Annotated in this window: 29 protein-coding genes and 4 pseudogenes; 18 read left to right on the top strand and 15 right to left on the bottom strand. The window is 68.4% G+C overall.

Annotated features, from left to right (window positions below; genetic code table 11):
* The first annotated feature begins 624 nt into the window (after positions 1-624).
* From SSPN_RS0113940 to SSPN_RS0113910, 8 genes and pseudogenes are all read left to right on the top strand, one after another.
* Complete coding sequence (locus tag SSPN_RS0113940; RefSeq protein WP_010695571.1) at positions 625-894, top strand: hypothetical protein; 270 nt, start codon at positions 625-627, stop codon at positions 892-894.
* On the top strand, positions 891-1031 hold the full coding sequence (locus tag SSPN_RS56690) for a hypothetical protein (protein WP_010695570.1): 141 nt from the start codon (positions 891-893) through the stop codon (positions 1029-1031). Before SSPN_RS0113940 ends, SSPN_RS56690 begins: the two co-directional genes overlap by 4 nt.
* Positions 1032-1551: 520 nt before the next feature.
* Positions 1552-2064 (top strand): hypothetical protein, encoded by a 513-nt coding sequence (locus SSPN_RS0113930; protein ID WP_010695569.1) that lies wholly within the window; start codon positions 1552-1554, stop codon positions 2062-2064.
* 571 nt (positions 2065-2635) lie between these two features.
* Positions 2636-3106: pseudogene (locus SSPN_RS62580) on the top strand (lipase family protein); the annotation flags it as partial.
* Between the two features lie 11 nt (positions 3107-3117).
* A complete protein-coding gene (locus SSPN_RS58380; RefSeq protein WP_010695568.1) occupies positions 3118-3657 on the top strand; it encodes an alpha/beta fold hydrolase in 540 nt (179 codons plus the stop codon).
* Between the two features lie 61 nt (positions 3658-3718).
* A pseudogene (locus tag SSPN_RS50990) lies at positions 3719-4000 on the top strand (LysR substrate-binding domain-containing protein); the annotation flags it as partial.
* A 271-nt stretch (positions 4001-4271) separates the two neighbouring features.
* On the top strand, positions 4272-4622 hold the full coding sequence (locus SSPN_RS0113915) for a YciI family protein (protein ID WP_010695566.1): 351 nt from the start codon (positions 4272-4274) through the stop codon (positions 4620-4622).
* Positions 4623-4653: 31 nt separating this feature from the next.
* The gene (locus SSPN_RS0113910; RefSeq protein ID WP_044573972.1) at positions 4654-5892 is read left to right on the top strand and encodes an RNA polymerase sigma factor; all 1239 of its coding nucleotides are present in this window, start codon (positions 4654-4656) and stop codon (positions 5890-5892) included.
* Between the two features lie 707 nt (positions 5893-6599).
* Here SSPN_RS0113910 and SSPN_RS56685 read toward each other — a convergent pair.
* From SSPN_RS56685 to SSPN_RS59690, 8 genes and pseudogenes are all read right to left on the bottom strand, one after another.
* Positions 6600-6923 (bottom strand): hypothetical protein, encoded by a 324-nt coding sequence (locus SSPN_RS56685; RefSeq protein WP_010695563.1) that lies wholly within the window; start codon positions 6921-6923, stop codon positions 6600-6602.
* Positions 6920-7120: a hypothetical protein gene (locus SSPN_RS56680; protein WP_101376475.1), complete on the bottom strand. Its 201-nt coding sequence runs from the start codon at positions 7118-7120 to the stop codon at positions 6920-6922. Before SSPN_RS56680 ends, SSPN_RS56685 begins: the two co-directional genes overlap by 4 nt.
* Positions 7121-7159: 39 nt before the next feature.
* Positions 7160-7387: a hypothetical protein gene (locus SSPN_RS56675; RefSeq protein ID WP_010695561.1), complete on the bottom strand. Its 228-nt coding sequence runs from the start codon at positions 7385-7387 to the stop codon at positions 7160-7162.
* Between the two features lie 107 nt (positions 7388-7494).
* A complete protein-coding gene (locus SSPN_RS0113895; RefSeq protein WP_010695560.1) occupies positions 7495-8316 on the bottom strand; it encodes an LLM class F420-dependent oxidoreductase in 822 nt (273 codons plus the stop codon).
* Positions 8317-8370: 54 nt separating this feature from the next.
* Positions 8371-8658 carry a hypothetical protein gene (locus SSPN_RS54680; protein WP_148271959.1) on the bottom strand — a complete coding sequence of 96 codons (288 nt, stop codon included), beginning with the start codon at positions 8656-8658 and terminating at the stop codon, positions 8371-8373.
* Positions 8659-8847: 189 nt separating this feature from the next.
* The gene (locus SSPN_RS0113880; RefSeq protein WP_010695558.1) at positions 8848-9546 is read right to left on the bottom strand and encodes a class I SAM-dependent DNA methyltransferase; all 699 of its coding nucleotides are present in this window, start codon (positions 9544-9546) and stop codon (positions 8848-8850) included.
* 219 nt (positions 9547-9765) lie between these two features.
* Positions 9766-9945: pseudogene (locus SSPN_RS62135) on the bottom strand (FAD-dependent monooxygenase); the annotation flags it as partial.
* Positions 9946-10113: 168 nt separating this feature from the next.
* The gene (locus SSPN_RS59690) at positions 10114-10281 is read right to left on the bottom strand and encodes an FAD-dependent monooxygenase (protein ID WP_420187952.1); all 168 of its coding nucleotides are present in this window, start codon (positions 10279-10281) and stop codon (positions 10114-10116) included.
* Positions 10282-10446: 165 nt separating this feature from the next.
* Between SSPN_RS59690 and SSPN_RS0113865 the strand changes: the two genes are divergently transcribed.
* The 4 genes from SSPN_RS0113865 (at position 10447) to SSPN_RS54670 (ending at position 11887) form a co-directional block, all read left to right on the top strand.
* Positions 10447-11118 (top strand): TetR/AcrR family transcriptional regulator, encoded by a 672-nt coding sequence (locus SSPN_RS0113865; RefSeq protein WP_203218527.1) that lies wholly within the window; start codon positions 10447-10449, stop codon positions 11116-11118.
* A 44-nt stretch (positions 11119-11162) separates the two neighbouring features.
* Complete coding sequence (locus tag SSPN_RS54675; protein WP_143539503.1) at positions 11163-11393, top strand: CoA transferase; 231 nt, start codon at positions 11163-11165, stop codon at positions 11391-11393.
* 141 nt (positions 11394-11534) lie between these two features.
* Entirely contained in the window at positions 11535-11750 is a 216-nt protein-coding gene (locus SSPN_RS59685; protein ID WP_148271958.1) for a hypothetical protein, read from the top strand.
* Positions 11696-11887, top strand: a complete 192-nt coding sequence (locus SSPN_RS54670) for a hypothetical protein (protein WP_143539504.1) — start codon at positions 11696-11698, stop codon at positions 11885-11887. The genes SSPN_RS59685 and SSPN_RS54670 overlap by 55 nt, the downstream gene beginning before the upstream one ends.
* 189 nt (positions 11888-12076) lie before the next feature.
* Here SSPN_RS54670 and SSPN_RS0113850 read toward each other — a convergent pair whose 3' ends face one another.
* A complete protein-coding gene (locus SSPN_RS0113850) occupies positions 12077-12304 on the bottom strand; it encodes a DUF397 domain-containing protein (RefSeq protein WP_010695553.1) in 228 nt (75 codons plus the stop codon).
* Between the two features lie 83 nt (positions 12305-12387).
* Between SSPN_RS0113850 and SSPN_RS59680 the strand changes: the two genes are divergently transcribed.
* Entirely contained in the window at positions 12388-12525 is a 138-nt protein-coding gene (locus SSPN_RS59680; protein WP_010695552.1) for a hypothetical protein, read from the top strand.
* 189 nt (positions 12526-12714) lie between these two features.
* Here the strand turns inward: SSPN_RS59680 and SSPN_RS0113840 are convergent, their stop codons facing one another.
* The 3 genes from SSPN_RS0113840 to SSPN_RS0113830 all read right to left on the bottom strand — a co-directional run bounded on the left by SSPN_RS0113840 (position 12715) and on the right by SSPN_RS0113830 (position 16107).
* Complete coding sequence (locus tag SSPN_RS0113840) at positions 12715-12924, bottom strand: YbdD/YjiX family protein (protein ID WP_010695551.1); 210 nt, start codon at positions 12922-12924, stop codon at positions 12715-12717.
* Positions 12921-15065, bottom strand: a complete 2145-nt coding sequence (locus SSPN_RS0113835) for a carbon starvation CstA family protein (protein ID WP_010695550.1) — start codon at positions 15063-15065, stop codon at positions 12921-12923. The genes SSPN_RS0113840 and SSPN_RS0113835 overlap by 4 nt, the downstream gene beginning before the upstream one ends.
* Before the next feature lie 217 nt (positions 15066-15282).
* Positions 15283-16107, bottom strand: a complete 825-nt coding sequence (locus SSPN_RS0113830) for an LLM class F420-dependent oxidoreductase (RefSeq protein WP_010695549.1) — start codon at positions 16105-16107, stop codon at positions 15283-15285.
* Between the two features lie 522 nt (positions 16108-16629).
* Here SSPN_RS0113830 and SSPN_RS0113825 point away from each other — a divergent pair.
* The 3 genes from SSPN_RS0113825 to SSPN_RS0113815 all read left to right on the top strand — a co-directional run bounded on the left by SSPN_RS0113825 (position 16630) and on the right by SSPN_RS0113815 (position 18942).
* Positions 16630-17121, top strand: coding sequence for a SigE family RNA polymerase sigma factor (locus tag SSPN_RS0113825; RefSeq protein WP_044573964.1), 492 nt, complete (start codon positions 16630-16632; stop codon positions 17119-17121).
* Positions 17118-18149: a hypothetical protein gene (locus SSPN_RS0113820; RefSeq protein ID WP_010695547.1), complete on the top strand. Its 1032-nt coding sequence runs from the start codon at positions 17118-17120 to the stop codon at positions 18147-18149. The genes SSPN_RS0113825 and SSPN_RS0113820 overlap by 4 nt, the downstream gene beginning before the upstream one ends.
* Before the next feature lie 109 nt (positions 18150-18258).
* On the top strand, positions 18259-18942 hold the full coding sequence (locus SSPN_RS0113815) for a hypothetical protein (RefSeq protein WP_010695546.1): 684 nt from the start codon (positions 18259-18261) through the stop codon (positions 18940-18942).
* Positions 18943-19101: 159 nt separating this feature from the next.
* On the opposite strand, the gene SSPN_RS0113810 is transcribed toward SSPN_RS0113815, so the two are convergent.
* Positions 19102-20355: a hypothetical protein gene (locus tag SSPN_RS0113810; protein ID WP_010695545.1), complete on the bottom strand. Its 1254-nt coding sequence runs from the start codon at positions 20353-20355 to the stop codon at positions 19102-19104.
* A gap of 429 nt (positions 20356-20784) precedes the next feature.
* Between SSPN_RS0113810 and SSPN_RS0113805 the strand changes: the two genes are divergently transcribed.
* Together SSPN_RS0113805 and SSPN_RS0113800 are read left to right on the top strand one after the other, a co-directional pair.
* Positions 20785-21261 (top strand): DUF3145 domain-containing protein, encoded by a 477-nt coding sequence (locus SSPN_RS0113805; RefSeq protein WP_044573961.1) that lies wholly within the window; start codon positions 20785-20787, stop codon positions 21259-21261.
* 79 nt (positions 21262-21340) lie between these two features.
* A complete protein-coding gene (locus tag SSPN_RS0113800) occupies positions 21341-21913 on the top strand; it encodes a hypothetical protein (RefSeq protein WP_010695543.1) in 573 nt (190 codons plus the stop codon).
* Positions 21914-21946: 33 nt separating this feature from the next.
* Here the strand turns inward: SSPN_RS0113800 and SSPN_RS62575 are convergent.
* Both SSPN_RS62575 and SSPN_RS0113795 read right to left on the bottom strand, forming a co-directional pair.
* A pseudogene (locus tag SSPN_RS62575) lies at positions 21947-22042 on the bottom strand (AraC family transcriptional regulator); the annotation flags it as partial.
* A 47-nt stretch (positions 22043-22089) separates the two neighbouring features.
* Positions 22090-23526 (bottom strand): acyl-CoA carboxylase subunit beta, encoded by a 1437-nt coding sequence (locus SSPN_RS0113795; protein WP_010695542.1) that lies wholly within the window; start codon positions 23524-23526, stop codon positions 22090-22092.
* Positions 23527-23587: the final 61 nt, after the last annotated feature.

Below are 23587 nucleotides of genomic sequence, written 5' to 3'. Positions count from 1 at the left end.
GTCGCCCCAGAATCCGCGGGTTCAGGGTTCGGCTGCCCCGGTTTGTTGCGGCGAGAGGTCGACAACGCCAGGACGAATCAAGATCATCTCCATGCTTTACCCGCACAAAACCGTGTCCAACGTCGGCAAGCAACGTCTCCTTATGGCGTGTGCGATTGTGAAAGTTGCTGGCCATGTCAGGTGACGGCAGACAACGGGGAGTGATCTCATGACCCGTCAGGTCGTGGGTTCAAGTCCCACCTGCCCCACCGTTTTGCCAGGTCAGAGGTCATGTCGGTCTGGTCATAGGGTCGATAGGCTGGTCGAATCCAGCGGAAACCCACCGGAAACCCACCGGAAACGGGGTCGATCATGGCTCGGCCGCCCCTCGTCATCCGCACCCACAGCAACATCACCGTCACGGAAATCGGCGGCAACGGGAAAGCGCGTGCACGGTTCCGGGGCGCTGAAGGAGTCACGCGCCCCGGTCGAGCGGTGGGGCCAACGGCGGCCAAGGCGAAGAAGGCTCTCCGGGACGCGTTCCAAGAACGGCCGGCAAGTCCGGCACCCAACTCAAGGACACTTCGAAGGTCGCCGGCATCGCCAAGGTACGGATCGGCCAGGTCGAGTAGAAGGTTGCCGAGGGTGTTCGGCGGGGTTACGACCTGCGACACCTACTCCGTGGACCTCCGGAATGCTGTCATTCCAGAGATCGGCAACCTGTGGCTTGGCGAATGCGCCGTCGGCCGGCTCGAAGACCTCATGGACACGTTGCAGGCCGAGGATATGCCCGCCGACGCGCGCCGATCTGTCCGGACAGTGCTCTTCGGGATCTTCGGGCTAGCGGTCAGGCGCGACCTGATGTCGGCGAACCTGGTCAGGCAGATGTCGCTGATCAAAGGCGGGGCACGGTGAGCAAACGCCAGTTCGAGGCGACCGCCACCCGCGAAGGCAAGTGGTGGGTCGTCGAAGTGGAGGATGTCGGCGCCACCCAGGGGCGGAACGTGGCCGAGGCGCGCGAAATGGCCAAAGATCTTGTGGCGGCGGTTTGACGTCCCGTTGGAGTCTGTCGGCATTTCAGTGAAGTTGAAGCCCCTGCGAACCTCCGCGACGAAGTCAACGCGGCTCGTGAAGCAACACGGCAGGCGGCTTTGGCTCCAGGACGCCGGGTGCCCGAAGGTGACCAAAACTCGCCGAGTCAGTCCGGAGGCGGGCTCGCAAGCGTGCTATACCCCGCTTGGCTGTCAAAGTGACGCGGCTTGGATCTCCTACCGTGTCCGTAAGCCGTCAACGAAGACCGGGACGATTCGATCAAACTAGCTTGCCGCCAAGTCGCGACGGAGTGAGAGCCTCTGGAGCTGATCAGCGCCATCGCGCACTGGTCATGTTTGGCTCTGCGCGGAGCTTGGACGGTGGGGTCCTAAGAGGGAGGGTGGCCCGGCAATTCGGGCTATATCTGGTGGGTGACACGAGCCGCAGGGGCCAAGGATCTGTTCGTCCGGGCACTCGACCGCTGACCCAAAGGGCACCTGATGGGGTTCAAGGAGTGACGAGCCGTCCTCGTGTCGTACTGTGGCCGCCGTGACCTCGCCTAGGGATTTGCAGCTCTCCGCCGACGGCAAGTGGGAGCCATACGATGTGTTCGGTGGTGCCTCCGACGTTACTGATGTCGGGGACTATCTGGAGTCGCAAGGTTGGAGTCCATTCCTCAGGCTCGGCGCTGGGGAGTGGTCGAGCCTGAATCTGCTCACCTGGCAACGCGACCAGGATGGCCGCAGCGAGTACCTCATCGAGGTCAGCAATCAGGACCAGACGTCGGAGTACCTGAAGGTCATCGGCTTGCCGAGGTTGATGGATCTGCTGGCGCGTTGGGCTCCAGCGGTTCAGGCGGCCAGCATCGCCGACGTGGTTCAGGACCTCCATGAACCCGTGATCGAGCATGGGGGCATCGTGGAGACCGTTGCTGCGCGGGCTGTGTGGGGTGTGCAAGATCGGTTGCCGAAGCTGCGTAGCTACCGGCAGCAGTGGGACGCCGCCGAGGCCGAAGCCGTGGCAACGCGTCAAGAACATCGTGCGTCTGAGTGAGTTTCGGTTTTTGCGCAGCAGCTTCGGTGTAGCGTTATCTAGATCACGCCGACCTCGTGTTGGGCAATGGCCAAGCTCTTTGAATGTACGGAAAGAGCCGTCCCGGAAATACTGGCGGGGCGGCTCTTTGCGTCCCACTCAGCTGCGACCGACAGCGCGAGCGAACGAGCTCCACCCGTCACCCGACACCTCCAGAGCGGCTAGCGCCAGCGCCTTTCCCGTCGCCGTCGTCATTGCCTCCACGCTCGATCGCGCCCACTCGTCCAGCTGTGTTTAGCCCTCGCGCTGGTACTCCCGGGCCTGCCAGCACAAGCTCCGACTTGTCGGCGTCTCGCGAGTACTCGACTCCAACGTAGCGTCAGGGGGCTTCGCTGACTCGAGCTCGTCGAGCAGGGAGTGTCCGACCTGGTCGGCGATGCCGCGAGCCGACGGCGGAACGTCGCCCGCGGGTACTCGGAGCCGACGACGTGTTGCGTCCCGCAGCCCGGTCAGGTCTGGAAGGTCCCACCGGTTTGCCCGTGTCCGCTTCCGGCGGTCGTTAACCGACTGAGCAGATCAACTATCTGCGCAGATGCCCGCGCGCTACGTTCATTTCCGCTGGTTCATCCATCGGCTTCGCCGCTCCGGGGGTGTACGGGTGCGGAGACCGGACGCTTGTGGACAGATTGAGGAGTCGTCGCTTCAACGAGCTGGATCTTGGACCACACGCCCTGCGATGGGAACCGCATCGGGCTCGATCGAGCAGGGAAACGTGCTGATGATCAGTCGGCGAACATTCTCAAAAGCGCTCACTGCAGGATTCGCAACAGCTTCGCTAGCCGGTCTCTCGTCAGCGCAAGCCTCGGTGGGTGCCACTGCCGCGCGCAATGTCGTACTCGTGCACGGCGCGTACGCGGATGGCTCGTCGTGGTCGGACGTGATCGAGCGACTGCAAGCGGCCGGCCTGAACGTAACCTCGGTGCAGAATCCGCTCACCTCGCTAGCTGACGACGTTGCGGCAACTCGGCGTGCCCTCGCTCGCCAGGAGGGACCGACGGTCCTGGCCGCTCATTCTTGGGGAGGAACGGTCATCTCGGAGGCGGGACTTTCCCGAATGTCACCGGTCTGGTTTACGTCGCCGCTCGTGCACCAGACGTCGGCGAGGACTACGCCGCCCTCGCGGCGCGGTTCCCGCAGCCGCCTGCGAATTCCGGAATCGTCAAATTCGGCGACTTCGAACAATTGAGCATGGAATCGTTCCTGCGCGATTTCGCTGGCGACGTGCCCAGAAGTCGCGCGCTTGGCCTCTACGCCGTGCAAGGCCCCATATCCAATTCGCTGTTCTCGTCGAAGACGAGCGTCGCGGCGTGGAGGCACAAACCGACCTGGTACGCGGTGTCGAAGAATGACAGGACCACGACGCCCGATCTTGAGAGGTTCCTCGCTGCGCGCATGGGGGCGACGACCATAGAACTCGACTCCAGCCACCTGTCGATCGTGTCGCACCCCGAAGCGATCGCGGATCTCATTCTCAACGCCGCAGGTGTTCGCCCCCGGGTTCCCTCGGCGCCATCGCCCGCGCCGGTTCCCATGCACCACGCCGTGACCGGCTGAGCCGGCCAATGGGCAACCTAGATCAATGAGTCCAATACATGTTTTCAGCTGATCTATCTCGATGCACGATGGTTTGACCGAGCAACCGGAGGTCGACCTCCACCGGCTTTCATCCGAGGTGTTCGTGGACTTCACGGCGGGAACCGCCAGCCGTGCCCAATCCGACCTGGCGGTCTCGGCGGCGGGCCTCGACCGCGATGTCGCCTTCGAAGTGCAGGCCCCCGATCTCACGGCGAAGCTCATCCGGCAGGGCCTGGGCATCGCGCTGCGTCCGTCCACCTACGTCCCCCAACTCGCCGGCGCGCGCACCATCCCCGTGTCCGACGCGTCGGCCCGCGTCGAGCACCTGGTCTGGAACGATGTCGGCCTGACACCCGCGGCGAAGGCCTTCCTGGCCGTCCTCGACACCCCGACCGAGCACTTGGCGGAGCGATCCCGAGGCGCGCCCGCAATGAAGAACTCGCATTGTTCCTGGTCAGGGCCGTGCCGGTCCGCCGCGTGCAGGGGCGGGGAAGAATTTTTGTCCCGGGTGTCCATACGGGCGTTCCCCGTTCGTGGTTGTGTCGTGCGGCGACGCTGCCGCACTTTAAAACGGACGCCGAGGGAGTCGGACCATGAAGTACATGCTGCTGATCAACGCCGGTGCGGTTGGCGAGAGCGGCGGGGCCGCCGAGTGCAACGTCGAGGACTGGATGGCCTACGACAAGGAGGTGCAGGAGGCGGGCATCCTGGTCGCCAGCGAATCGCTGGCGGACCTGGTCACCGCCACGGCCGTGCGGGTCGACGAGGACGGTCGGCGGACCGTGACGGACGGGCCGTTCGCCGAGACCCGCGAGATCCTCGGCGGTTTCTACGTCATCGACGTGCCCAACCTCGACGCGGCGCTGGACTGGGCCGCGCGTTGCCCCGGCGCGCGGGGTGACGGGTCCGTCGTGGTGCGGCCGGTCGCCGACTTCGGGGCCTGACGTGCGGGACGAACGGGCCGCCAGCGCCGCCATGCCGGTGGTGGAGGCGGTGTTCCGCGAGGAACGCGGTCTGCTGCTGGCGGCCCTCGTCCGCCGCTTCGGAGATCTCGACTTGGCCGAAGAGGTCACGTCCGAGGCCATCGAGGCGGCGCTGGCCAACTGGCCGGTGCACGGCGTTCCGCCCAAGCCCGGTGCCTGGCTGATGACCACCGCGCGGCGCAAAGCGGTCGATCGGCTGCGGCGCGACCAGGCGTTCGCCGCGCGGTTGGCCATCCTGCAGGTGGAGGCGGAGCGAGCGGAACGCGTCGCCGGGGCGGACGTGGGCGGTGACCTGCCGGACGAGCGGCTGCAGCTGTTCTTCACCTGCGCCCACCCGGCGCTTGCGGCCGAGGACCACGGTGCTTTGACCCTGCGGTGCCTCGCGGGGTTGACGACGGCAGAGGTCGCGCGGGCCTTCCTCGTTCCCGCGGAGACGATGGCCAAGCGGATCGTGCGGGCGAAGAAGAAAATCCGTGAGGCCAGGATCCCGTTCCGGGTGCCCGGTGCCGACGAGTTGCCGGAGCGGCTGCCGGGCGTCCTCCAGGTGCTGTACTCGATCTTCACCGAGGGGTATGAGGCCAGCTCGGGCCCGCAGTTGCAGCGGCTCGATCTGGCCGAGGAAGCGATTCGGCTGGCCCGGATATTGCGTCGGCTGCTGCCACCCGAGCGAGAGGTGGCCGGGTTGCTCGCGCTGATGCTGCTGATCCACGCCCGGCGGGACGCCCGGACCGGGCCCGACGGCGAGCTGGTGCTCCTCGATGAGCAGGACCGGGGCCGTTGGGATCGCACGATGATCGAGGAGGGCCGTTGCCTGGTGCCCGTCGCGCTAGTCGGCGGCGCACCTGGCGCGTACGGCGTGCAGGCCGCGATCGCCGCCCTGCACGACGAGGCAGCGGATGTCGCCACCACCGACTGGCCGCAGATCGTGGCGCTCTACGACGTGCTGTTCGCGCTCACGCCTTCACCGATCGTCGCGTTGAATCGGGCGGCGGCAGTGGCGTTGCGCGATGGCCCGGAAGCGGGCCTGGCACTGCTCGACGAGTTGTCCAACGAGCCGCAGCTGCGCGCCTACCACCCCTACCCGATGGCGCGGGCCGACCTGATGCAACGGCTCGGCCGGTTCGCCGAGGCCGCAGCGGCGTACCGGGAGGCGCTCGAACTGGCCGGTACCGAACCCGAACGCGCGCATCTGCGGCGCAGGCTGCATGAGGTCGAGCCGACCGACCGTTGACGCGGTCAGCGTTGTTCGGTCACGGCCAGGCGGATTCCGAGACCGCTGAGGTCGGTCGCCGTGATCCGTTGGCGCCACTGGGCGAACCTGGCGTTGCTCGCGAGCCTTTTCGACATCGCTCCGGCCGTGATGCTCCAGGCGCAGTCCTACAGCACCGACAGCCACACCAGGCAAACCGCTCGATCTTCATCGCCGTGAACGCGGCCGCAGAAGTCGTCAGCACTGCGGACAGTCCCGCTGCCGCGGCTGTCGCGTGCAGCAGTGTCGCGGCGTTCAGCCCAATGTGGTGACCGCGCCTGCTCGCCGACGGCCGTTGGCGACCCCGGCCAGCACCAGCGCCTAACCAGCCCAGGCAGCAGCACGATTGTCGCTGCTGCGGCGAGGAATCCGGTCAACGTCGCTACGTCGAACATGCCGCCAAGCTAGGGCGCACCATCGACAACTCGTGGTTCGCGCCAAATGCGGTTGCAGGTGGGACCGCCTTTCGGGAGCGCCGTCGGATCGTCCAGCGGCTTGAAGCCGTATCGTTAGTAGAGGGCTTGGTTTCGCGGCGTGCTCGCTTCCAGGTACGCCGGTTGCGCATCGGCGTCGGCGCGTGCGAGGCGGTGCCGCAGGACCGCAGATGCCGTCGACCCGGCCCAGCTGGATAAGTGGTTCGAGTTCGGCCTGCAGCGCGTGCTCGACGGGGTGGCTGCGTTGCTGCCGTGTCACCGGACTGCCCGTGAGAACCTGTAGTGGGAAAGGGTTTTCGGTCCCCACATGACAATGGCCGCAGTCGCCACGATCAGCATGACCAGGCTGGTGACTGCAGGGTTGTGGGACCAGCCGTCGGTCGACACCGAGTAGGTCACGTTCATCGTGGCGTGGAAAAGGACCGCCGCGAACACGCTGTTCCCCGTGTTGTTGTGGAGCCAAACGATGATCACCCTGGCGACGATCGTGAAAGCGCACTGCCCGAGCGCCCAACTCGGTTCGTGCAGCTGGAGGTACGGCAGGAAGTGCCACGCCGCCCACACGGTTCCGATGATCACGCTGCCCCCCGAGCGCCCCACCGCTGCTGCGCCGGGCCGGTGGCGTAGCCGGTACAGCCCACTTCTTCGGCGACGCCCGCGACGAAGTAGAGCGCGAAGTAGACCAGCACCGCCGCCGACAACGAGATGTGCGGTTCGGGGAGCGGCTCCCCGGCGATGCGCATCAGCCAGTACGACACCAACGTGACCACGGGCATGATGAGCAGGATCGGCGCGTACCACGCCCGCTTGATCCTCTAAGCGTCGAAGGCGCTTCGGAGCAGCCTGCGCACCCCGCCGCTGCCGTCGTTGAGGTGGACGAGGATCACCGCCGCTACCAGCGGGACGACGAACTGCAGGGCGCTCAACGGCATGTTCGCCGGAAACCGCACGTCGGAGAGCTCGCCGAGGAGAGTGAACGGGGCGCCGAGGACGAAGACCAGCGCAAAGAACGTCCACGGCGACCTCGACCAGGACGTCCTCACGCAAGACTCCCTCGATCGTTCTACTCAGGACGGGAGAATCCTCCGGCTGTCCCTTCGCCCGCGTATCGGGGAGAAACCCCGATGCGTCCAGGATTTGAGCCCGGGTGTCAGCGGAGCGCTTCGGCGAGTGCGCGGTAGGACGGCAGCGGGTCGTCGCCGAGGGCTTGGATGCTCACGTGGTTCGCGCCCGCATCCAGGTGCGCGTTGATGCCTTCGGCGATCTTGGCCGCGGTGCCGTGCAGAGCGACGGCGTCGATCAGGCGGTCGCTGCCGGGTGGCGCGATGTCGTCGTCGGTGAAGTCGAAGCGGCGCAGGTTGCGGGTGTAGTTTCTCAGGTTCAGGTACATGCCCACCGAGGCGCGACCGGTGGCGCGGGCCCGGTCCCGGTCGGTGTCGACCACGACCTTCTGCTCCGGGGCGAGCACCGGTGCGTCGCCCAGGATCTCCCTGGCCTGCCTCGTGTGCGCGGGAACCGTCAGGTACGGGTGCGCTCCCGCAGCCCGGTCACCTGCGAGCTTGAGCACCTTCGGGCCGAGCGCGGCGAGCACCCGGTCGGTCTTCGGTACCCCGGCGGCGTCCAGGTGGTCGAGGTAGTCGACCAGCGCCTGGTACGGCTTGGTGTAGGTGTCCGTCATCTCGCGGTGCCCGGCGCCGACGCCGAGGACGAAACGGTCCGGGTGCTTCGCGGCGATCCGGTGGTACGACGCGGCGACGGCCTGCGGGGCGGAATTCCAGATGTTCACGATCCCGGTGGCGACCGTGATCGAGTCGGTGGCGTCCAGCAGCCGTTCCGCCAGCGCCAAGTCCGCTGGTGGCGAGCCGCCAATCCAGATCGTGCCGAATCCGAGCTTCTCGACCTCGATCGCCAGTTCGGGGTCGAGTGCCGTGGAAATCCGCCAGATGCCGAGCCTGCCGAGGGTTGCGGTCATGTCACTGGCCAACGGAGGCGGTCGGTCAGACATTCCCGGTGTCGCCGAACCGGGTCATTGCCGGCGGGCCTTCATGACTGCGGCCAGCCCGCCGTCGACGATCGTGAGCACGGCCATTCCGATCACGCCCGCCGGGGAGCGCTGGGTCCGGTAGTGGTTGGCAATCACCAGGTTGAGCGCCGCCCGCCCGGCCATCCACGGCCAGCGCGGGCGGCCGCGCAGCAGGCCAGGGGTGATCGCCAGATCGCCAGGTCGATGATTCCGGTGGCGTGGGCGAAATCTGCGTGCTCGCCGTATCCGAGCGCCTTCGCGACCGGCCGCGGGGCGGCGGTCAGCCGGCACCGACCACCAGGGTCCCCGCGCCGACGACGTTCGCGAGCTGTTCCGCGTTCACCCGACTCGTGATCACCACACTCGTCGACCGGGTGCCGAGAGGCAAGGGCGAACGTCCGGGCTCAGTTCGGGACCAAGGAGCCGGTGAATGTTTTTCGGTGTCCTAGCGCCCAAACGCACTCACCAGCCACGGAAGGATCAGCCGTCCTTGCGCCAGACGTAGGCGGCGGAGATCGGGTGGTTGCGGAAGCGCTCCCACTTCGGCTTCACCGCGACCCACGCGTCGCCGATCACCCCCTCGTGCAGCTCCGCCAGTCGCCAGCCCGCCGCCAGCGCCGCCGCGACGTGGTCGCTGACGAGGTGCACGTTGGTGGTGATGGCCACCGATTCGCCGGCGCTGTTGGTGTAGTGGGTGGGCATGCCCGAGGTCATGATGAAGTGCGGGTGGAACGTCACCAGGACGAACGCGGCCTTCGGCGCGGCCAGCCGCCACGCCTCCCGGTACAGCCGGTTCAGGTCGTCGAGGTGCTCGTCGATCAGCGAGGAGATCACCAGGTCGTAGGCCGAGTCCGCCAGGCCGGTGGCCGCGACGTCGGCCTCCACCAGCCGGTCGTGGGCGCCGCGGCGCTGCGCTACGGCGAGCATCTCCGGGGTGAGGTCCACCCCGTCGATCGCCGGAACTCCCTTGCCTCGCAACCACTGCCCGGTCCGGCCAGTCCCGCAGCCGAGGTCGGCGGCCCGGGTGACGGCTGCCCACGACGGCTCCTGGAGCCGGTCCAGCAGCGCGAGGTCCATGACGTCCTCGACGGTCTGCTCGTAGTTGGCGACCCACTCGCCGTACCCGGTGCGCACGTCAACGGTGCGATAACCCCGCGCGTCGAAGTTCCTGAACTCCATTGCACCAATTATTCCGCCGGCGCCCCCGCCGCGAAACAGATTTTCCACCGGCCGGTTCAGTGCAGCGGGAAGCCGACGTAGTTCTCGGCGAAGGTGGTGGTTGCCGCGGTGGAGGTGCGGAGATAGTCGAACTGGGAGCGTTGCAGGGTGGCGGTCGAAGGACGCGTCCGGGCCACCGAAGCGGTGCATCATCGACGGCATCCACCAGGAGAACTGCTGGACCCGCCAGACCCGCCGCGGGCAGGCCACGGAGTATTCGTCCAGGCCGGTGGTGCTGCCGGTCCGGTAGTGGCCGGCGATCACGGCGGTCAGACTATCCACATCGGACACCGCGAGGTTGTGGCCCTTGGTGCCGGTCGGTGCGCTCGTAGGTGGTGCGCGCGTCAGTCGGGATGGCATTGCGGCAGCCGCGCGAACAGCACCTGGCCGCCGTCGCGCTGGCGGAAATCGCCGAGGTCCTTCACCACTCCTGCTGGCCGTACGCGGTGTGATCGCGCGGCCGGTGAGTTCCGGGACCGGGATGTTCCGGCGCGCCTCGTCGAACTGCAGGTGCGCGCCGCCGTGCACCTAGCCCTCGCGCAGCATCCGGTCACCGACGAGCGCGTCGCGGAGCAGGTCCACGGTGCCCTGTTCCAGCGCCCCGGCGCGCACGTGGCGCTGGACGTGCTCCTGGCTGCGCCGTTCCAGCACGACGGAGTCGATCCCCTGCTGGTGCGGCAGGTGGGAGAGCGGCAGCCTGGCGGGGGCCGCCGCCGACGATCGCGACCTGGGTGCACAAGGCAGCTCCTTTTCGCCGCTAGCACCGCTTCGCTGCCGGTTCCCGGATGGTGCAAGTGGGTTCGGGTGCTTCCGCTGGTCGGAACCCGGCTGCCCGGATTCGCGATTTCAATGGAAGTCGGCGTGCCGATTTCCATTGAAATCGCCACCCGCCAGGATGGGGTGGTGGCGAAGGCACAGCGCGCCGGGCGGCCCCGGGACCCAGCGGTGGACACGCGCGCCCTGGCGGCGGCGCGGGCTGTGTACGCCGAGCGCGGCTGGAGCGGTTTCTCGCTTGACGAGGTCGCCCGGCGCTCCGGGATCGGGAAGGGCTCGCTCTACCTGCGGTGGCCGAACAAGGCCGCGCTGCTGGTCGCCGCCGTTCGGGAGCGCACCCGGTTCATCGCGGAGATCGACACCGGCGAGCTGCGCGCGGACCTGGTCGAGTTCGCCCACGGCTGGCTGGAGTACCTCGGCGCCGACGAAGGCGCGCTGACCTCACGGCTCGGCGTGGACGCGCAGTTCTCGCCCGAGCTGGCGGAGTCGTTGGCAGACGACCCGTACCCCGAGCACATCAGGGCGACCCGTGCGATCGTCCGCCGCGGCATCGAGCGCGGCGAACTGCCGGCCGGCGCTTCGGTGGCGCTGATCGCGGACCTGATCGCCGGCGCGGTGTCCAACCACGTCCGCGCCACCCCGCGCCACCTGCGGGGCCAGGTCCGGGCCGGGTCTGTGGACTACGTGACCGAGCTCGTCGACACCGTCCTCGCAGGTGTGCGCGCTCGGGCTATTACGGACGGGAACCGTCGGAAATAGCGTGCGGCGCGTCGGACTCAGTGCGGAACCGGGGGAGGTTGCGAATGAGCCACTGCCGCGACGACGATCCGCCCGCTCCGCTGCGGGGCCTGCGCGTGGTCGACACGACCGACGGTCGGGCCGGGATGTGCGGGCGGCACCTGGCCGGCCTCGGTGCCGAAGTGGCCCGGGTGGAACCCCGGGCGAGGGCCGGTACCGGTACCCGGGACGGCCTGGCCGGTATGGCGGTATCAGCCTCCGGGAGGCCACCTACAACGCCGGGAAGTTCGGCGTAACGCTCGACCTCGACGATCCGGCCGGGCACGCCGGCCTGGTGCGCCGACTGGTAGGACTTATGTCCACTTCGGACACCTGGGTGACTACGGTGCGGACGCTGGACTTCACCGAGATCCGCCGTCGGGTAGATCCTGGTGATCGTGTCCATCACCGATTTCGGACTCACAGGCCCCTACCAGCGCGTGCAGGTGGAGCTCAAGCAGGGCCCCTCGTCTTCGCTGGCGTCGCTGGGGAAGCTGCTGATGTCGCGGCTGCTGCACGAGACCGGCGGGGTGCAGACGGCGATCGTCGGGCGGAGGCGATGCTGGAAGGAGCGGATCACCCCGACGGTTACGATGCCAACTTCGCCGCGATGAACGGCTACTGCAACTCCATCGGCGGGAGCGCGGACCAGATCCAGCGCAACGTCATCGGCGAGCGGATCCTCGGTCTGCGCAGGGAACCCGAACCGTTCGAGGACGTATCCTTCAGGAATATCCCCAAATCGGGGTGACCGCTGCCGACGTGGTTCGTCCGGTGAAGCGAACGGACTGTTCGCCTCGTTCTGCGGAGCGAACGGTCCGTTCGCTCCACATCCACCCCACATCGCGGCCGGTCGACAGCTCGGATGAGAGGACTTCAGAACTGACTCGAATTCCACTTCCTCGGCCGTGGTCTGGCCGCCGACACTCCCAGTGCACAGTCAACTGGACTGACCGAACTTGTTGTTCTTGAGGCCTTGCATCAAGGAGTCGGCCTGGACGCGCGTGAAGAGCAGAACACCGGCTTTGGGAGCCTTGCCGTCGCGGATAGCGAGCCAGCCGTCCCTTGTCCACGCGACCTCGACGCAGTTGCCGCCGCCGACGCCGCCACCACCGGAGTAGCTGCTCTTGCGCCAGTTCCCAGGACGTAACGCGCCCTGCTCGATCATCTTCGCGGCTAGTCGGGGTGGGTCAGGTGTCTTCGGGGCATCCACCCGACACGTTCGTCGTTGATCCATCGGGAAAAACTCCGATGCGCAGCGCCGAACAGTTCGCTGTGGTCGCAGAAGATCTGGTTGCTGATGCGGCGTCCAGTCTGTTCGCGGTTCTCCAGGAGTACGGCGAACGCGTGGATGTGCGTATTGCCGCCTGGGGCATGGCATTCGGGTAGCGGGTCGAGGTCATCAGCCCCGACCGCAGGCTCCTCATGGGGGGGGGGGAGTCCAGTGTGCCTACAGCTGGGGTAGCCATATCTCGGGCCGTTTGGTGTGGGCCCGGTCATTAGCGCGGAAGAAATGAGTGAGGGGCGCCCGTGACCGAGTAACCCGGTCACGGGCGCCCCTCAGCGGGTTCGGCGAAGCTAGCAGCAGCGGGAGCCGGGGGTGGCGTCCTGGCGGTCCACGTGGCGGCGCCAGAATTCCCGCTCCTTCAGCGGTACTTCGTCCGGATGGTTTCGGCGGTGGTGGTCGAGGTAGCGCTCGTAGGCGTTCTCACCCACCACGCCGCGCACGATCTGCCAGGCCGTGCGGGCGGACCCGCGCAGCCTGGCCAGGATCGGCGTGCCGGTCATGTGCTGGCCTCGGCCTTCCCGGCCGCTGCCAGCTCCTTCTGGGTCTGCTTCTCCTCCACTGTCGGGATCAGCCCGGACGGGGCCCAGATCTTCGACTCCACGTGCGGTGCCTCGGTGCTTGGCAGCGGCGCGCTCGTGCGCAGCGCCTTGATCCAGATCCGGACCGCGTCCACCAGCACGATCACGATCAGCAGCGCGAACAGGATGCTGAGCACACCGTCCACAGTGGAGTTGATCACGACCTTCTGCATCTGCTCGACGGTGTGCGCCGAGCCCTTGCTGGTCTGCCCGGCGTCCAGCGCCGCCTGGTAGGCCGCGCGCTGCGCGAAGAAGCCGATCTTCGGGTCGGCGGAGAAGATCTTCTGCCAGCTCGCGACCAGCGTCACCGCCGCGTCCCAGGCCAGCGGCACCAGCGTCACCCACGCGTACTTCGCGCGGCCGGACTTGATCAGGATCGTCGTGGCCACCGCCAGCGCCACCGCCGCCAGCAGTTGGTTGGCGATGCCGAACAGCGGGAACAGCTGGTTGATGCCGCCCAGCGGGTCGTTGACCCCGGCCCACAGGAAGTAGCCCCAGGCGCCGACGATCACCGCGCTGGCAATCCAGTTGCCCGGCTTCCAGCTGACGTCGCCGAAGCGCTTCCAGACGTTGCCCACGGTGTCCTGCAGCATGAACCGGCCCACCCGGGTACCTGCGTCCACAGTGGTCAGAATGAACAGCGCCTCGAACATCACCGCGAAGTGGTACCAGAACGCCTTCATCTCGTCCCCGCCGATGACCTGCGAGAACACCTCGGAAAGCCCGACGGCCAGGGTCGGTGCGCCGCCGCTGCGGCCGACCAGCGTGTGCTCGTCCACGGCCGCCGCGGCCGCCGCCAGCTGGTCCGGTGTGATCTGGAAGCCGATCCCGGCGACCGCCTGCGACGCCGACTGCAGCGTGTTGCCGAGCGCCGCCGACGGCATGTTCATCGCGAAGTACAGGCCGGGGTCGATGATGCACGCCGCAGCCAGCGCCATGATCGCCACGAACGATTCGGTCAGCATCGCGCCGTAGCCGACGACCCGGACCTGCGACTCCTTCTCCAGCATCTTCGGCGTGGTGCCCGAGGACACCAGCGCGTGGAAGCCGGACAGCGCACCGCAGGCGATCGTGATGAACACGAACGGGAACAGCGAGCCGGAAAACACCGGGCCCTGCCCGTTGAGCGCGAAGTCGGTGATCGCCTCGGTCTTCATCATCGGCATCGCGATCAGGATCGACACCGCGAGCAGCACGATGACGCCGACCTTCATGAAGGTGCTCAGGTAGTCGCGCGGCGCCAGCAGCATCCACACCGGCAGCACCGAGGCGATGAAGCCGTAGGCGACCAGCGCGAAGGTCAGCTCGTTGCCGGAGAGCGTGAACATCCCGGCCAGCGACGAGTCCGCGACCCAGCTGCCGGCGACGATGCTCAGCAGCAGCAGCGCCACGCCGATCACCGAGGTCTCGACGATCTTGCCCGGACGCAGGTAGCGCAGGTAGAAGCCCATGAACAGGGCAATCGGGATCGTCATGCCGATGGAGAAGGTGCCCCACGGGGAGCCCTTCAGCGCGCCGACCACGACCAGCGCCAGCACCGCCAGCAGGATGATCATGATCGCCAGCACCGCGATCAGTGCCGCAATGCCGCCCACCGGGCCGATCTCCTCGCGGGCCATCTGCCCGAGGCTGCGGCCGTTGCGGCGGGTGGAGAGGAACAGCACCACCATGTCCTGCACCGCGCCGGCGAAGATGACGCCGAGGATGATCCAGATGGTGCCCGGCAGATAACCCATCTGCGCGGCCAACACCGGGCCCACCAGCGGGCCGGCCCCGGCGATCGCCGCGAAGTGGTGGCCGAAGAGGACCCGGCGATCGGTCGGCTGGAAGTCGGTGCCGTTGTTCAGCCGCTCCGCCGGCGTCGCGCGGGTGTCGTCGACCTTCAGGATCTTGTACGTGATGAACCGCGCGTAGAAGCGGTAGGCGATCGCGTACGAGGCGAGCGCCGCGAAAACCAGCCAGGCCGCGGAGATCTCCTCGCCGCGGACCAGTGCGATGACGCCCCATGAAATCGCGCCGACGACCGCCACCAGTACCCAGATGGCGATTTCCTTGGGACTCATCTTGCGCTTCCGAGCCGCCCCAGTGCTCGGTGCCGTTATCTCAGCCACCGTCCCCGGACCCCATTTCTCCGTTGTACTGTGCGATTCGACTGGCACAGCAGACACGAGGATCGACTCGCATGTCCCGAATGTCCAGCACATTGCCCGGAAGTAACCAGGATGTAAGGCACACCTGAATTCAGGTCACCGGCGTCCAGCGAGGTTTGCGACCGCTCGTTCAGCCGAGATTTTCGGCGAGTTCGGCCAGTTCGTCCAGCCTGCGCGAGGATTCGTCGCGCGGCCGGGTCGGCAGGTAGAACAGCGTGCGGTCCACCCCGGCCGCCGCGTAGGACTCCAGTACCGCCGGATCGCACGGCGCCGCGTAGACCGCGACCGGCACCCGCCAGCCCGCTCGGTCGCGTACCTTCGCCACCAGTTCTCCGAGGTTCTCAGTGCCGCCGCGCGGAAGCCAGCCGCCGCCGTACTCGGCGACCCGTGCGAACGACCGCTCGCTCTCCCCGCCGACGTAGATCGGCGGGTGCGGCCGCTGCACCGGCTTCGGCCACGAGTAGATCGGGTCGAAGTCGACGTGCTCGCCGTGGAACTCGGCCGCGTCCTTGGTCCAGATCTCCCGCATCGCCCGGATCCGCTCGTCCATCAGCGCGCCGCGGGTCGCCGGGTCGGTGCCGTGGTTGCGCATCTCCTCGCGGTTCCAGCCCGCCCCGACGCCGAAGATCACCCGGCCGCCGGAGATCAGGTCCAGGCTGGCGACCTCCTTGGCGGTGGTGATCGGATCGCGCTCGACGACCAGCGCGATCCCGGTGGCTACCAACAGCCGCTGCGTGACCGCGGCGACCGCCGCTAGCGCGACGAACGGGTCCAGCGTGCGGTAGTAGATCCGGGGCAGCTCGCCGCCGGCCGGGTAGGGCGATTCCCGGCTGGCCGGGATGTGCGTGTGCTCGGCGATGAACAGCGAGTCGAACCCGCGTTCCTCGACGGCCTGGCCCAGATCCGTCGCGCCGATCCCCTCGTCGGTGATGAACGTGGAAATCCCGAACTTCATCGCATCCTCCTGAAGGCTGTCGCCGGACTCGTTTGCGTGACGGTGCGGGTGGCGGAACCTTGGGCTCCGGAATCCCGAGTCGTGCGTGTCCGATGCGGAGCGCTGGGGACTGGTCTCGCCAAGAGCCCCGATCGATTGGGCCGAGCCCCTTCGGCGCTTTGAAGGCGAGGTTCGAAGCTATTTCCAATGCAGCCTCCCGCCACGTCAGCACCACAGGCCTACCGCCGGGGACGGCCGGCGGCAATATTTCCCATCGGAGGCTGCCGCTTACCCCAGTCGCGCGCGGCGGTAGTGCATGGGGCTGACCGGGCATGATCCATCTGGGTGTCGGGGCCCGCAGAAGCCGCCGGGAGATCATCATCGACTGGTGCGCCGGTAAACTTCGCCGCCGTTGGGCGCAGCCAATTGATAACGAGTGAATTCCGGCCGCAACCAAGGAGGGGGTCTTGGGCGTCGTGCAGATATGTGACGGTGTCGATCGCATTGCCCGTGACCGCCTGGCCGGGCGACGGGCTGGCGGCAATGGATGAACTGACTAGCAAGCTGACCGACCTGTACCAGGAGCACTACCGGCGACTGCTGCGCATCGCGATCCTGCTGGTGGACGACCGCGCCTCTGCGGAGGACATCGTGCAGGACGCCTATGTGCGGGTCTTCGACTCCCGCTCCCGGCTGCGTGATCCGGACAAGGCGCTCGCCTTCCTGCGCCAGGCGGTGCTCAACCGGGCGCGGTCCATGCTGCGGCGCCGGTTGATCGCCAAGAAGTACCAGCCGAAGCTCGCCATCGAGGACAGCCAGCCGGACGACACGGGACGCGGGGTGGACCGCGCGGTGCTGGCAGCGGCGCTGGCGAAGCTGCCGCGCCGGCAGCGGGAGGCCGTGGTGCTGCGCTATTACGCAGATCTCAGCGAGGTCCGCACCGCCGAGATCATGGGCTGCAGCCAGGGTGCGGTGAAGTCGTACTGCTCGCGTGGGGTTTCGAGACTGTCGGATCTGCTGGGGGAGTGGGTGTGAACGACGGGAACAGCACAGGGGACGTGGACCTGCTGAGAGCGCAGCTGCACCGGCTGGTCGAGGACGTGGAACCCAAGCCGGACGCGCTGCCTCGGCTGCTGGCGGCCACGCGCCGGCGGAGGTCGCCGCGCCGCCCGCTGCTCGCCCTGGTCGGCGCGGTGGCCGTTGCGGCGGCCGCGTTCGTCGTGGCCTCGCTGGTCATTCCCGGCCAGCAGGAACCCGAGCCGGTCAGTGTCCAGCCGGACAGCTATCTCGCCGCGCCAGCGCCCGGCGTGATCGCCTCCTTCGACGTGCGGTCCGGCCGGGAGAACCAGGAGGTCGCCCGCGTCGACGGGGCCGACGCAGGTGTCCTGGCCACCGACCACGACCGGGTCTACACCACGGTGTCCACATCGGACGGTCGCCGGATCGTCGAGGTGCTGCTGCGCGGCGGGCAGCGGGTGCTGCCCGGCGACGTCGGCGACGGGCGGTTGCTGACCGCGGGCGGCGAGCGCGTCGCCTACCTCGACGGGAACGCCGTGGTGGTCGTGCAAGGCGGCGGCCAGCGGCAGCGGATCGCGATCCCGCCGGAACTGCGGGTGGACGACCTGGCGTTGGCCGATGACGGCCGCCTCGCGGTGCTGGCCGGGCAACAGGGCAGCCGCCAGTCCCTGGTGCTGCTGCTCGCGCCGGACGCGACCTCGCTGGCCGGGCACGTCGATGCGGTGCCGGACGCCACCTGCGGCCCGGTGGCCATCGCCTGGTCCGGGCGCGACGTCGCGGCGCTGCAACCGGTGGACTGCGGCGGCGAGCAGTCCCGGGTGGCCACGTACGCTGCGGACAGCGGGCGCAAGATCGGCGCCGGGGTGCCGTTCCGGACCCCGCCGCTGGCCGCGGGCCAGGCACGGCTGTCCACGGATCCGCTCGGTCGCTTCCTGGTGTCGACCAAGGGGAAGGGGCAGTGGCTCGTGGACGGCTCGATGATCCGCCCGATCCCACCGGCCTGCACCGACGACGGTGCGTGCGCGGAAGGGCCCGGGGTCTTCTGAAGCCGATCACGCTCCGCAGCGCGGACACGCCCTCGATTTGATCAATGCCGGACTTGATCGCCGCCGGGCACGGACGATCGGCAGCGGCTTTCCGGTCCCGAGGACAGGGGTGGACGTGCAGGCGCAACAACGGGAACTGGCGCGGCTCTACCAGGCCGCGCTGGACCGGCCGAGGTGGCAGCAGGTCCTCGCGTTCGGGGTGTCGCTGTGGACGCTGGCCTGGATCGCCGGCCAGTTCCTGGTGCCGGAGGACGGGCCGACCGCGCTGGACGTGCTGGGTCGGCTCGCCGCCCGCTTCGGGCTCACCGGAGGCGAGTGGGCCGAGCGCCTCACCGAGACCTGGCAGAGCAGCGGCGGCGGTTTCGCGCTGCTGGGTGGACTGCTTTGGGCGGCCACCACCGAGCGCGGCCAGCTGCCGGCGCTGCTCGGCTGGATCTCGGTCATGCTCGGCGCGGAACGGCTCGGCTACCAACCCGCGATCCTGCTGGCGGTGGCGACCCTGGCGGGGTTCGTGCTCGTGCTGTGGCTGGCGGCGCTGACCAGCGACCGTTTCGTCGACCGCCGGACCACGTTGCTGCCGCGCGAAGTGTTGCGCGCGGGCGTGACGGCGGCAGCGTTGTCGGCCGTCGTCCCGCTGTTCGCACCGGCGTTGTTCCTCGCCCGGCTGGGAAATCCCTACCTGACCAAGGCCCCGAAGATCCTCTCCGCGGACCGCGCGCCGGCCCGGGGCGGCTCGTCCCGGATCCCCGGGCAGCCCAAATCGAACGAAGTTCGCGAACCCGGGCAGTCGTGACCGCGCAATCCGCCGCAATTTCCATTGAGGGGTTTCCAGCCTCTTCTTGCGTTGCGGTGCGGGTAGCGCAACCTCGGCGGCCTTCTCGACTCCGCGATCCCGGACTTGTGTATGACCGATGGCAAATCGCGGCGGACCCGGAGCGGGGAGAGCGGTGCGTCAGGGCTGGGGCGTCAGGCGGAGGCCGCGTTCGGCAAGCGCGCGGAGTCCCACGTCGTCCGGACTGGAGGATCGGTGCCGCCACACGGTTTGCACGATCCGCACCTGGTTCCCGTTCTGCTGCACGGCCTGCGCCGCGTCGTCGAACCCGTCGGGGCCGTCCGGCCAGCCGGAGCCCTCGGCGATCAGATCCGTGACGCCACCGGTGCCTGCGGCATCGGCGAGTTTCCGCAGCTCGCTGGCCGCCCCTTGGTCGGGCAGTTCGACGATGACCACCGATACGGCTGCCGACCGACCCGAAACCTGAGTGTCGAACACCGCGCGCGTCAGGCTCCGGCACGGCCGCTGCTCGAACCAGCGCTGCACATCGCCGAACGAGTGCTGCGCGCACGAGGCGTCGCGAGCGGTCACCATCTGCGCGAACTCGACGCCGTCGGCCCGCTGGATGGGCGGGGTCCGCGGCGGCGGGCTAGCGGCGGGTTTGCCGAGCGTCAACCACATCCCGATGACGCCGCAAAGCAGCACCAGCGCCGTCGCCGCTACCGCGATCAGCTTGTCGCGCGGGGCGAATCGCCGCGCCGCCGCTGCTGCGGGATGGTCGGTGTACTTCGGGATCAGCATGGTGTCCGCTGTGGCCAGATCCACGGCCCCGGATACCGGGAAGCCCTCGTCGGCCAGCTCGGTGAGGCCGAGCTCGCAGTTCTCGTCGAGCACCCGCAACAGCCGCTGGGCGGGGGCAACGGGGCACGGGCGTTCGTAGGTGGCCAGCTCGCGGGCGGCGGCGAGGATGCTGGTCGTGTTCGGCGAAACCACCCGCACCCCGCGGTGCAGGTCGGTGGTGGGCTGCGTGACCTGACCGGCATACGGGCCGACTACCACGATCGCGGCCACCGGCAACGGTTCCAGCCCGCGCGACTGCAGGCTGCGCGCCAGCGCGGCCGCCGATTCGAGCCCCTCCAACCCGGGGTTGACCGCGCCCTCGGTGCGCACCAGCGGCCAGCCGTCGACCCTCCACGGGGTTTGCAGCGGCGCGTCGACCTTCAACGCGGGCGCGGGGAGATCGAGCCCGAGCACCACGACCACCCCGCGGGGCAGCACGATCACCGCGTCCAGCGGGCGCGGGCTGCCGGGCGGGCGGCAGCCGAAGGCGGCGACCCCGCCGAGCACCGAGCAACCGGTGCCCCATGCGGAGATGGCCGCCCGGATGTCGGCGCCGACCTGGGTCGGTTCCGCACCGAGCCGCACCAGTCGCATGACGACCTCCAAGATCCGGCGGACACCGCGCGCCCGACGATCACCCGCTGTTCGAGCTGAGACGTTAGTCGGGGGACCAAGTATTGTCCCGAGGTTCCGACTTTCGTCCGATCGAGTGGTATCCACCACTCTCCGGCCAGTCGTGCACTGGTGCTTTCGAGCGACCCGGAAAGCCCACGGCAACGCCCCGGATCTGCGATTACCACCATTCGGAGCAGTCGGTGCGGGGCCGGGCCGAGCGGTGCAGGTCGCTCGCGGGCGCGAGACGGATGACGACGTTCTGGTGGCGGACCGCTCCATCCGCAATGCAGAATGACGCCGCACCTGTTGATCGCCAAGTACGCGAGGTCGTAGGGGAAGACGTCCCTCGTCGAACAGCGGAGGTCAGCAGTGAGCACCCGTGGCAGCGACCGTGGCCGCACGTCTGGTGTGGTCTACGTCCACTCGTCGCCGTCTGCGGTCTGCCCGCACGTCGAGTGGGCAATCTCTGGCGCACTCGGCATTCGGACAGAACTCCGCTGGACGGCACAACCGGCAGCCCCAGGGCAACTCCGCGCGGAGTGCAACTGGACGGGCGAGCCGGGTACCGGAGCGCGCTTGGTCACCGCGCTGCGCGCGTGGCCGATGCTGCGCTTCGAAGTCACCGAAGACCCCAGTCCCGGGGTCGACGGGCAGCGGTTCTGCCATGCGCCCGGGCTGGGCCTGTGGCGGGCCTGCACCAGCGCCAACGGCGACATCATGGTCAGCGAGGACCAGCTGCGGACGCTCGCGGCCAACACCAAGAGCCCCGAGGCCTTCGGCCACCGCGTGGACCAGCTGCTCGGTGCGGCCTGGGACGACGCCCTCGAACCGTTCCGCCGCGCCGGCGACGGCGCGCCGGTGACCTGGCTGCACCGGGTGGGCTGACGCATGGTTCGCGAGGGTGATTTCCGGTTCTTGCCGGAACCACCGCTCGCGAGCGATCTCGGTGTGAAAGGCTGAGACCGTGCGTTCCTGGTTCAAATGGGGTATTCCGCTGGCGATCGTCGTGCTGCTCGGTGCGGCGGGCGGCGGGGTGCTGCTGGCCGAAAACGTCTACCCGCGCACGCTCACCCAGCAGAACTCCCAGGCCTCGCAGTCGGCCGAGTGGGTCAAGTCCCCGATCGGCATCGTCTACACCCCGGATGCCGCGGCGAGCCCCGATCTGGCGGGCGTGCAGTCCCTGCTGGACCTCCACTTCAGCTCCATCAACGAGCGGAACTACGACCGGTGGAAGTCCACGGTGGTCCCCGAGAAGTGGCAGGAGCTGCCCAAGGACAAGTGGTTCGACAGCTACGACACCACCCACGACTTCGGGTGGACGGTGCACCGCATCGACCAGGGTGCGGACGGCTCGCTGCTGGTGATGCTGACCTTCATGAGCACGCAGGGCCTGGAAGACGCGCCACCGCAGCTCAAAGCGACGTGCGTGGCCTGGAACGTCGTGTACCCGCTGGTGTTGGACGATGCGGGCAGGAGCTTCCGGCTGGACACCAGCAAACTGCCCAACAGCGCCCTGCTCGACTACTGCAACCAGTGATCCGCGATCACCCCGCCGCCGCGAGGCGGTACTCCGCGGGCTGAAATCGAAGTGTCGCTTGCAGGCGTTGCTGAGCGCGAAAGCGCTGCCGTAGCCGACCTGGCCGGCCGGCGAGTCGATCGTCGCGTCCGTCTCCCGCGCGCGGGAGGCCGCCTTCAGCTGCCCTGAAATTCCGGTTACAGTGGGATGTTGCCGTGCGAACCGCGGCCCGCGGGGGCGGCGGCCAGTGCTTCGGCGACCCGGCGGCGGGTGGTCTTCGGGTCGATCACCTCGTCGACCACGCCGATCGACATCGCCCGGCCCACCCCGCCGGCAACCCGCTCGTGCTCCTCGGCGAGCCTGGCCTGCAACGCCTCGCGTTCCTCCTCGGGCGCGGCGGCCAGCGCCTTGCGGTGCAGGATGCCGACCGCGGCCTTGGCACCCATCACCGCGACCTCGGCCTCCGGCCAGGCGAACACAGTGGTCGCACCCAGCGAGCGAGCGTTCATCGCGATGTACGCGCCACCATAGGACTTACGGGTCACCAACGTCACCCGAGGCACCACCGCTTCACCGAAGGCGTGCAGCAGCTTCGCACCACGCCGCACCACACCGCCCCACTCCTGACCGACCCCGGGCAAGTAGCCCGGCACATCGACGAGCACCAGCAGCGGCACGCCGAACGAGTCGCACATCCGCACGAACCGCGCGGCCTTCTCCGCCGAAAGCGAGTCCAGACAACCGCCCTTGCGCAACGGGTTGTTGGCGATCACACCAATGCTGCGGCCACCGAGCCGACCGAGACCGACCACGATGTTCGCAGCCCACTTGGCCTGCAACTCCTCAAAGTCCGCACCACCATCGGCGCGGGCGTCGAGGATGCCACGGATCACCGGCTTGACATCGTAGGCACGCTGCGGACGGTCCGGCAGCAACGCGCGCAGATCCTCAGCGTCCCGCACGCAACGCAGGTCGAACACGCCCGGCTCGGCGAACAACCCCGTCAGCCGCCGCGCCCGCACATACGCGTCGGACTCATCATCGGCGACCACATGCACCACGCCGGACTTCGCACCGTGCGCGGAAACGCCACCAAGACCCTCCTGATCGATCTCCTCACCGGTAACGCTCCGGACCACCTCCGGCCCGGTCACGAACACACGCCCGGCCGGGGACATGATCACCACATCGGTCAACGCCGGACCATAAGCCGCACCACCGGCGGCCGGGCCCACCACCACAGAGATCTGCGGCACCCGACCGGACGCGCCGATCATCGCCGCGAACATCCGGCCCATGCCATCCAGCGACTCCACCCCCTCGGGAATGCGGGCACCGCCGGAATGCCACACGCCGATCACCGGACAGCGCTCACGCACCGCCACATCGATGGCGTCCACGATGTGCCCGCAGCCCCCCGCACCCAGCGCACCACCCATCTTGGTGGCATCACTGCAGTACACGACCACCTTCGTGCCATCGACACGGCCGCGCACCGCGAACATCCCGCTGCCATCGCGCCGGTGCAGCGGCTCGATCGACCCCGGATCAAGCAGCTGGCCCAGCCGCACCTCAGGATCCCGCGGATCCCGCTGTTCCTGGTCGCTCTCCGGCCGGCTGGCCACTGCGGTCATCGGATCCTCCGGGAGTCGGTCTCAGACGGCCGCCGGGCGACGGGGCGTCGCTGACGGGCGA

The organism is Saccharopolyspora spinosa NRRL 18395 (genome assembly GCF_000194155.1).
Taxonomy (GTDB): Bacteria; Actinomycetota; Actinomycetes; order Mycobacteriales; family Pseudonocardiaceae; genus Saccharopolyspora; species Saccharopolyspora spinosa.
Note: the sequence above shows the minus strand (reverse complement) of the source record. Positions and strands in the feature narration are given on the sequence as shown.

What these genes read in the sequence shown, in the direction of transcription:
- SSPN_RS0113915 (WP_010695566.1), top strand. Translation starts at nt 4,272, where the DNA reads ATGAAGTACATGCTGCTGATCAACGCCGGTGCGGTTGGCGAGAGCGGC.
- SSPN_RS0113910 (WP_044573972.1), top strand. Translation starts at nt 4,654, where the DNA reads ATGCCGGTGGTGGAGGCGGTGTTCCGCGAGGAACGCGGTCTGCTGCTG.
- SSPN_RS56680 (WP_101376475.1), bottom strand. Translation starts at nt 7,120, where the DNA reads ATGCCCGTGGTCACGTTGGTGTCGTACTGGCTGATGCGCATCGCCGGG.
- SSPN_RS0113895 (WP_010695560.1), bottom strand. Translation starts at nt 8,316, where the DNA reads ATGACCGCAACCCTCGGCAGGCTCGGCATCTGGCGGATTTCCACGGCA.
- SSPN_RS0113880 (WP_010695558.1), bottom strand. Translation starts at nt 9,546, where the DNA reads ATGGAGTTCAGGAACTTCGACGCGCGGGGTTATCGCACCGTTGACGTG.
- SSPN_RS54675 (WP_143539503.1), top strand. Translation starts at nt 11,163, where the DNA reads ATGAGCCACTGCCGCGACGACGATCCGCCCGCTCCGCTGCGGGGCCTG.
- SSPN_RS54670 (WP_143539504.1), top strand. Translation starts at nt 11,696, where the DNA reads ATGCTGGAAGGAGCGGATCACCCCGACGGTTACGATGCCAACTTCGCC.
- SSPN_RS0113850 (WP_010695553.1), bottom strand. Translation starts at nt 12,304, where the DNA reads ATGATCGAGCAGGGCGCGTTACGTCCTGGGAACTGGCGCAAGAGCAGC.
- SSPN_RS59680 (WP_010695552.1), top strand. Translation starts at nt 12,388, where the DNA reads ATGCGCAGCGCCGAACAGTTCGCTGTGGTCGCAGAAGATCTGGTTGCT.
- SSPN_RS0113840 (WP_010695551.1), bottom strand. Translation starts at nt 12,924, where the DNA reads ATGACCGGCACGCCGATCCTGGCCAGGCTGCGCGGGTCCGCCCGCACG.
- SSPN_RS0113835 (WP_010695550.1), bottom strand. Translation starts at nt 15,065, where the DNA reads ATGAGTCCCAAGGAAATCGCCATCTGGGTACTGGTGGCGGTCGTCGGC.
- SSPN_RS0113830 (WP_010695549.1), bottom strand. Translation starts at nt 16,107, where the DNA reads ATGAAGTTCGGGATTTCCACGTTCATCACCGACGAGGGGATCGGCGCG.
- SSPN_RS0113825 (WP_044573964.1), top strand. Translation starts at nt 16,630, where the DNA reads ATGGATGAACTGACTAGCAAGCTGACCGACCTGTACCAGGAGCACTAC.
- SSPN_RS0113810 (WP_010695545.1), bottom strand. Translation starts at nt 20,355, where the DNA reads ATGCGACTGGTGCGGCTCGGTGCGGAACCGACCCAGGTCGGCGCCGAC.
- SSPN_RS0113795 (WP_010695542.1), bottom strand. Translation starts at nt 23,526, where the DNA reads ATGACCGCAGTGGCCAGCCGGCCGGAGAGCGACCAGGAACAGCGGGAT.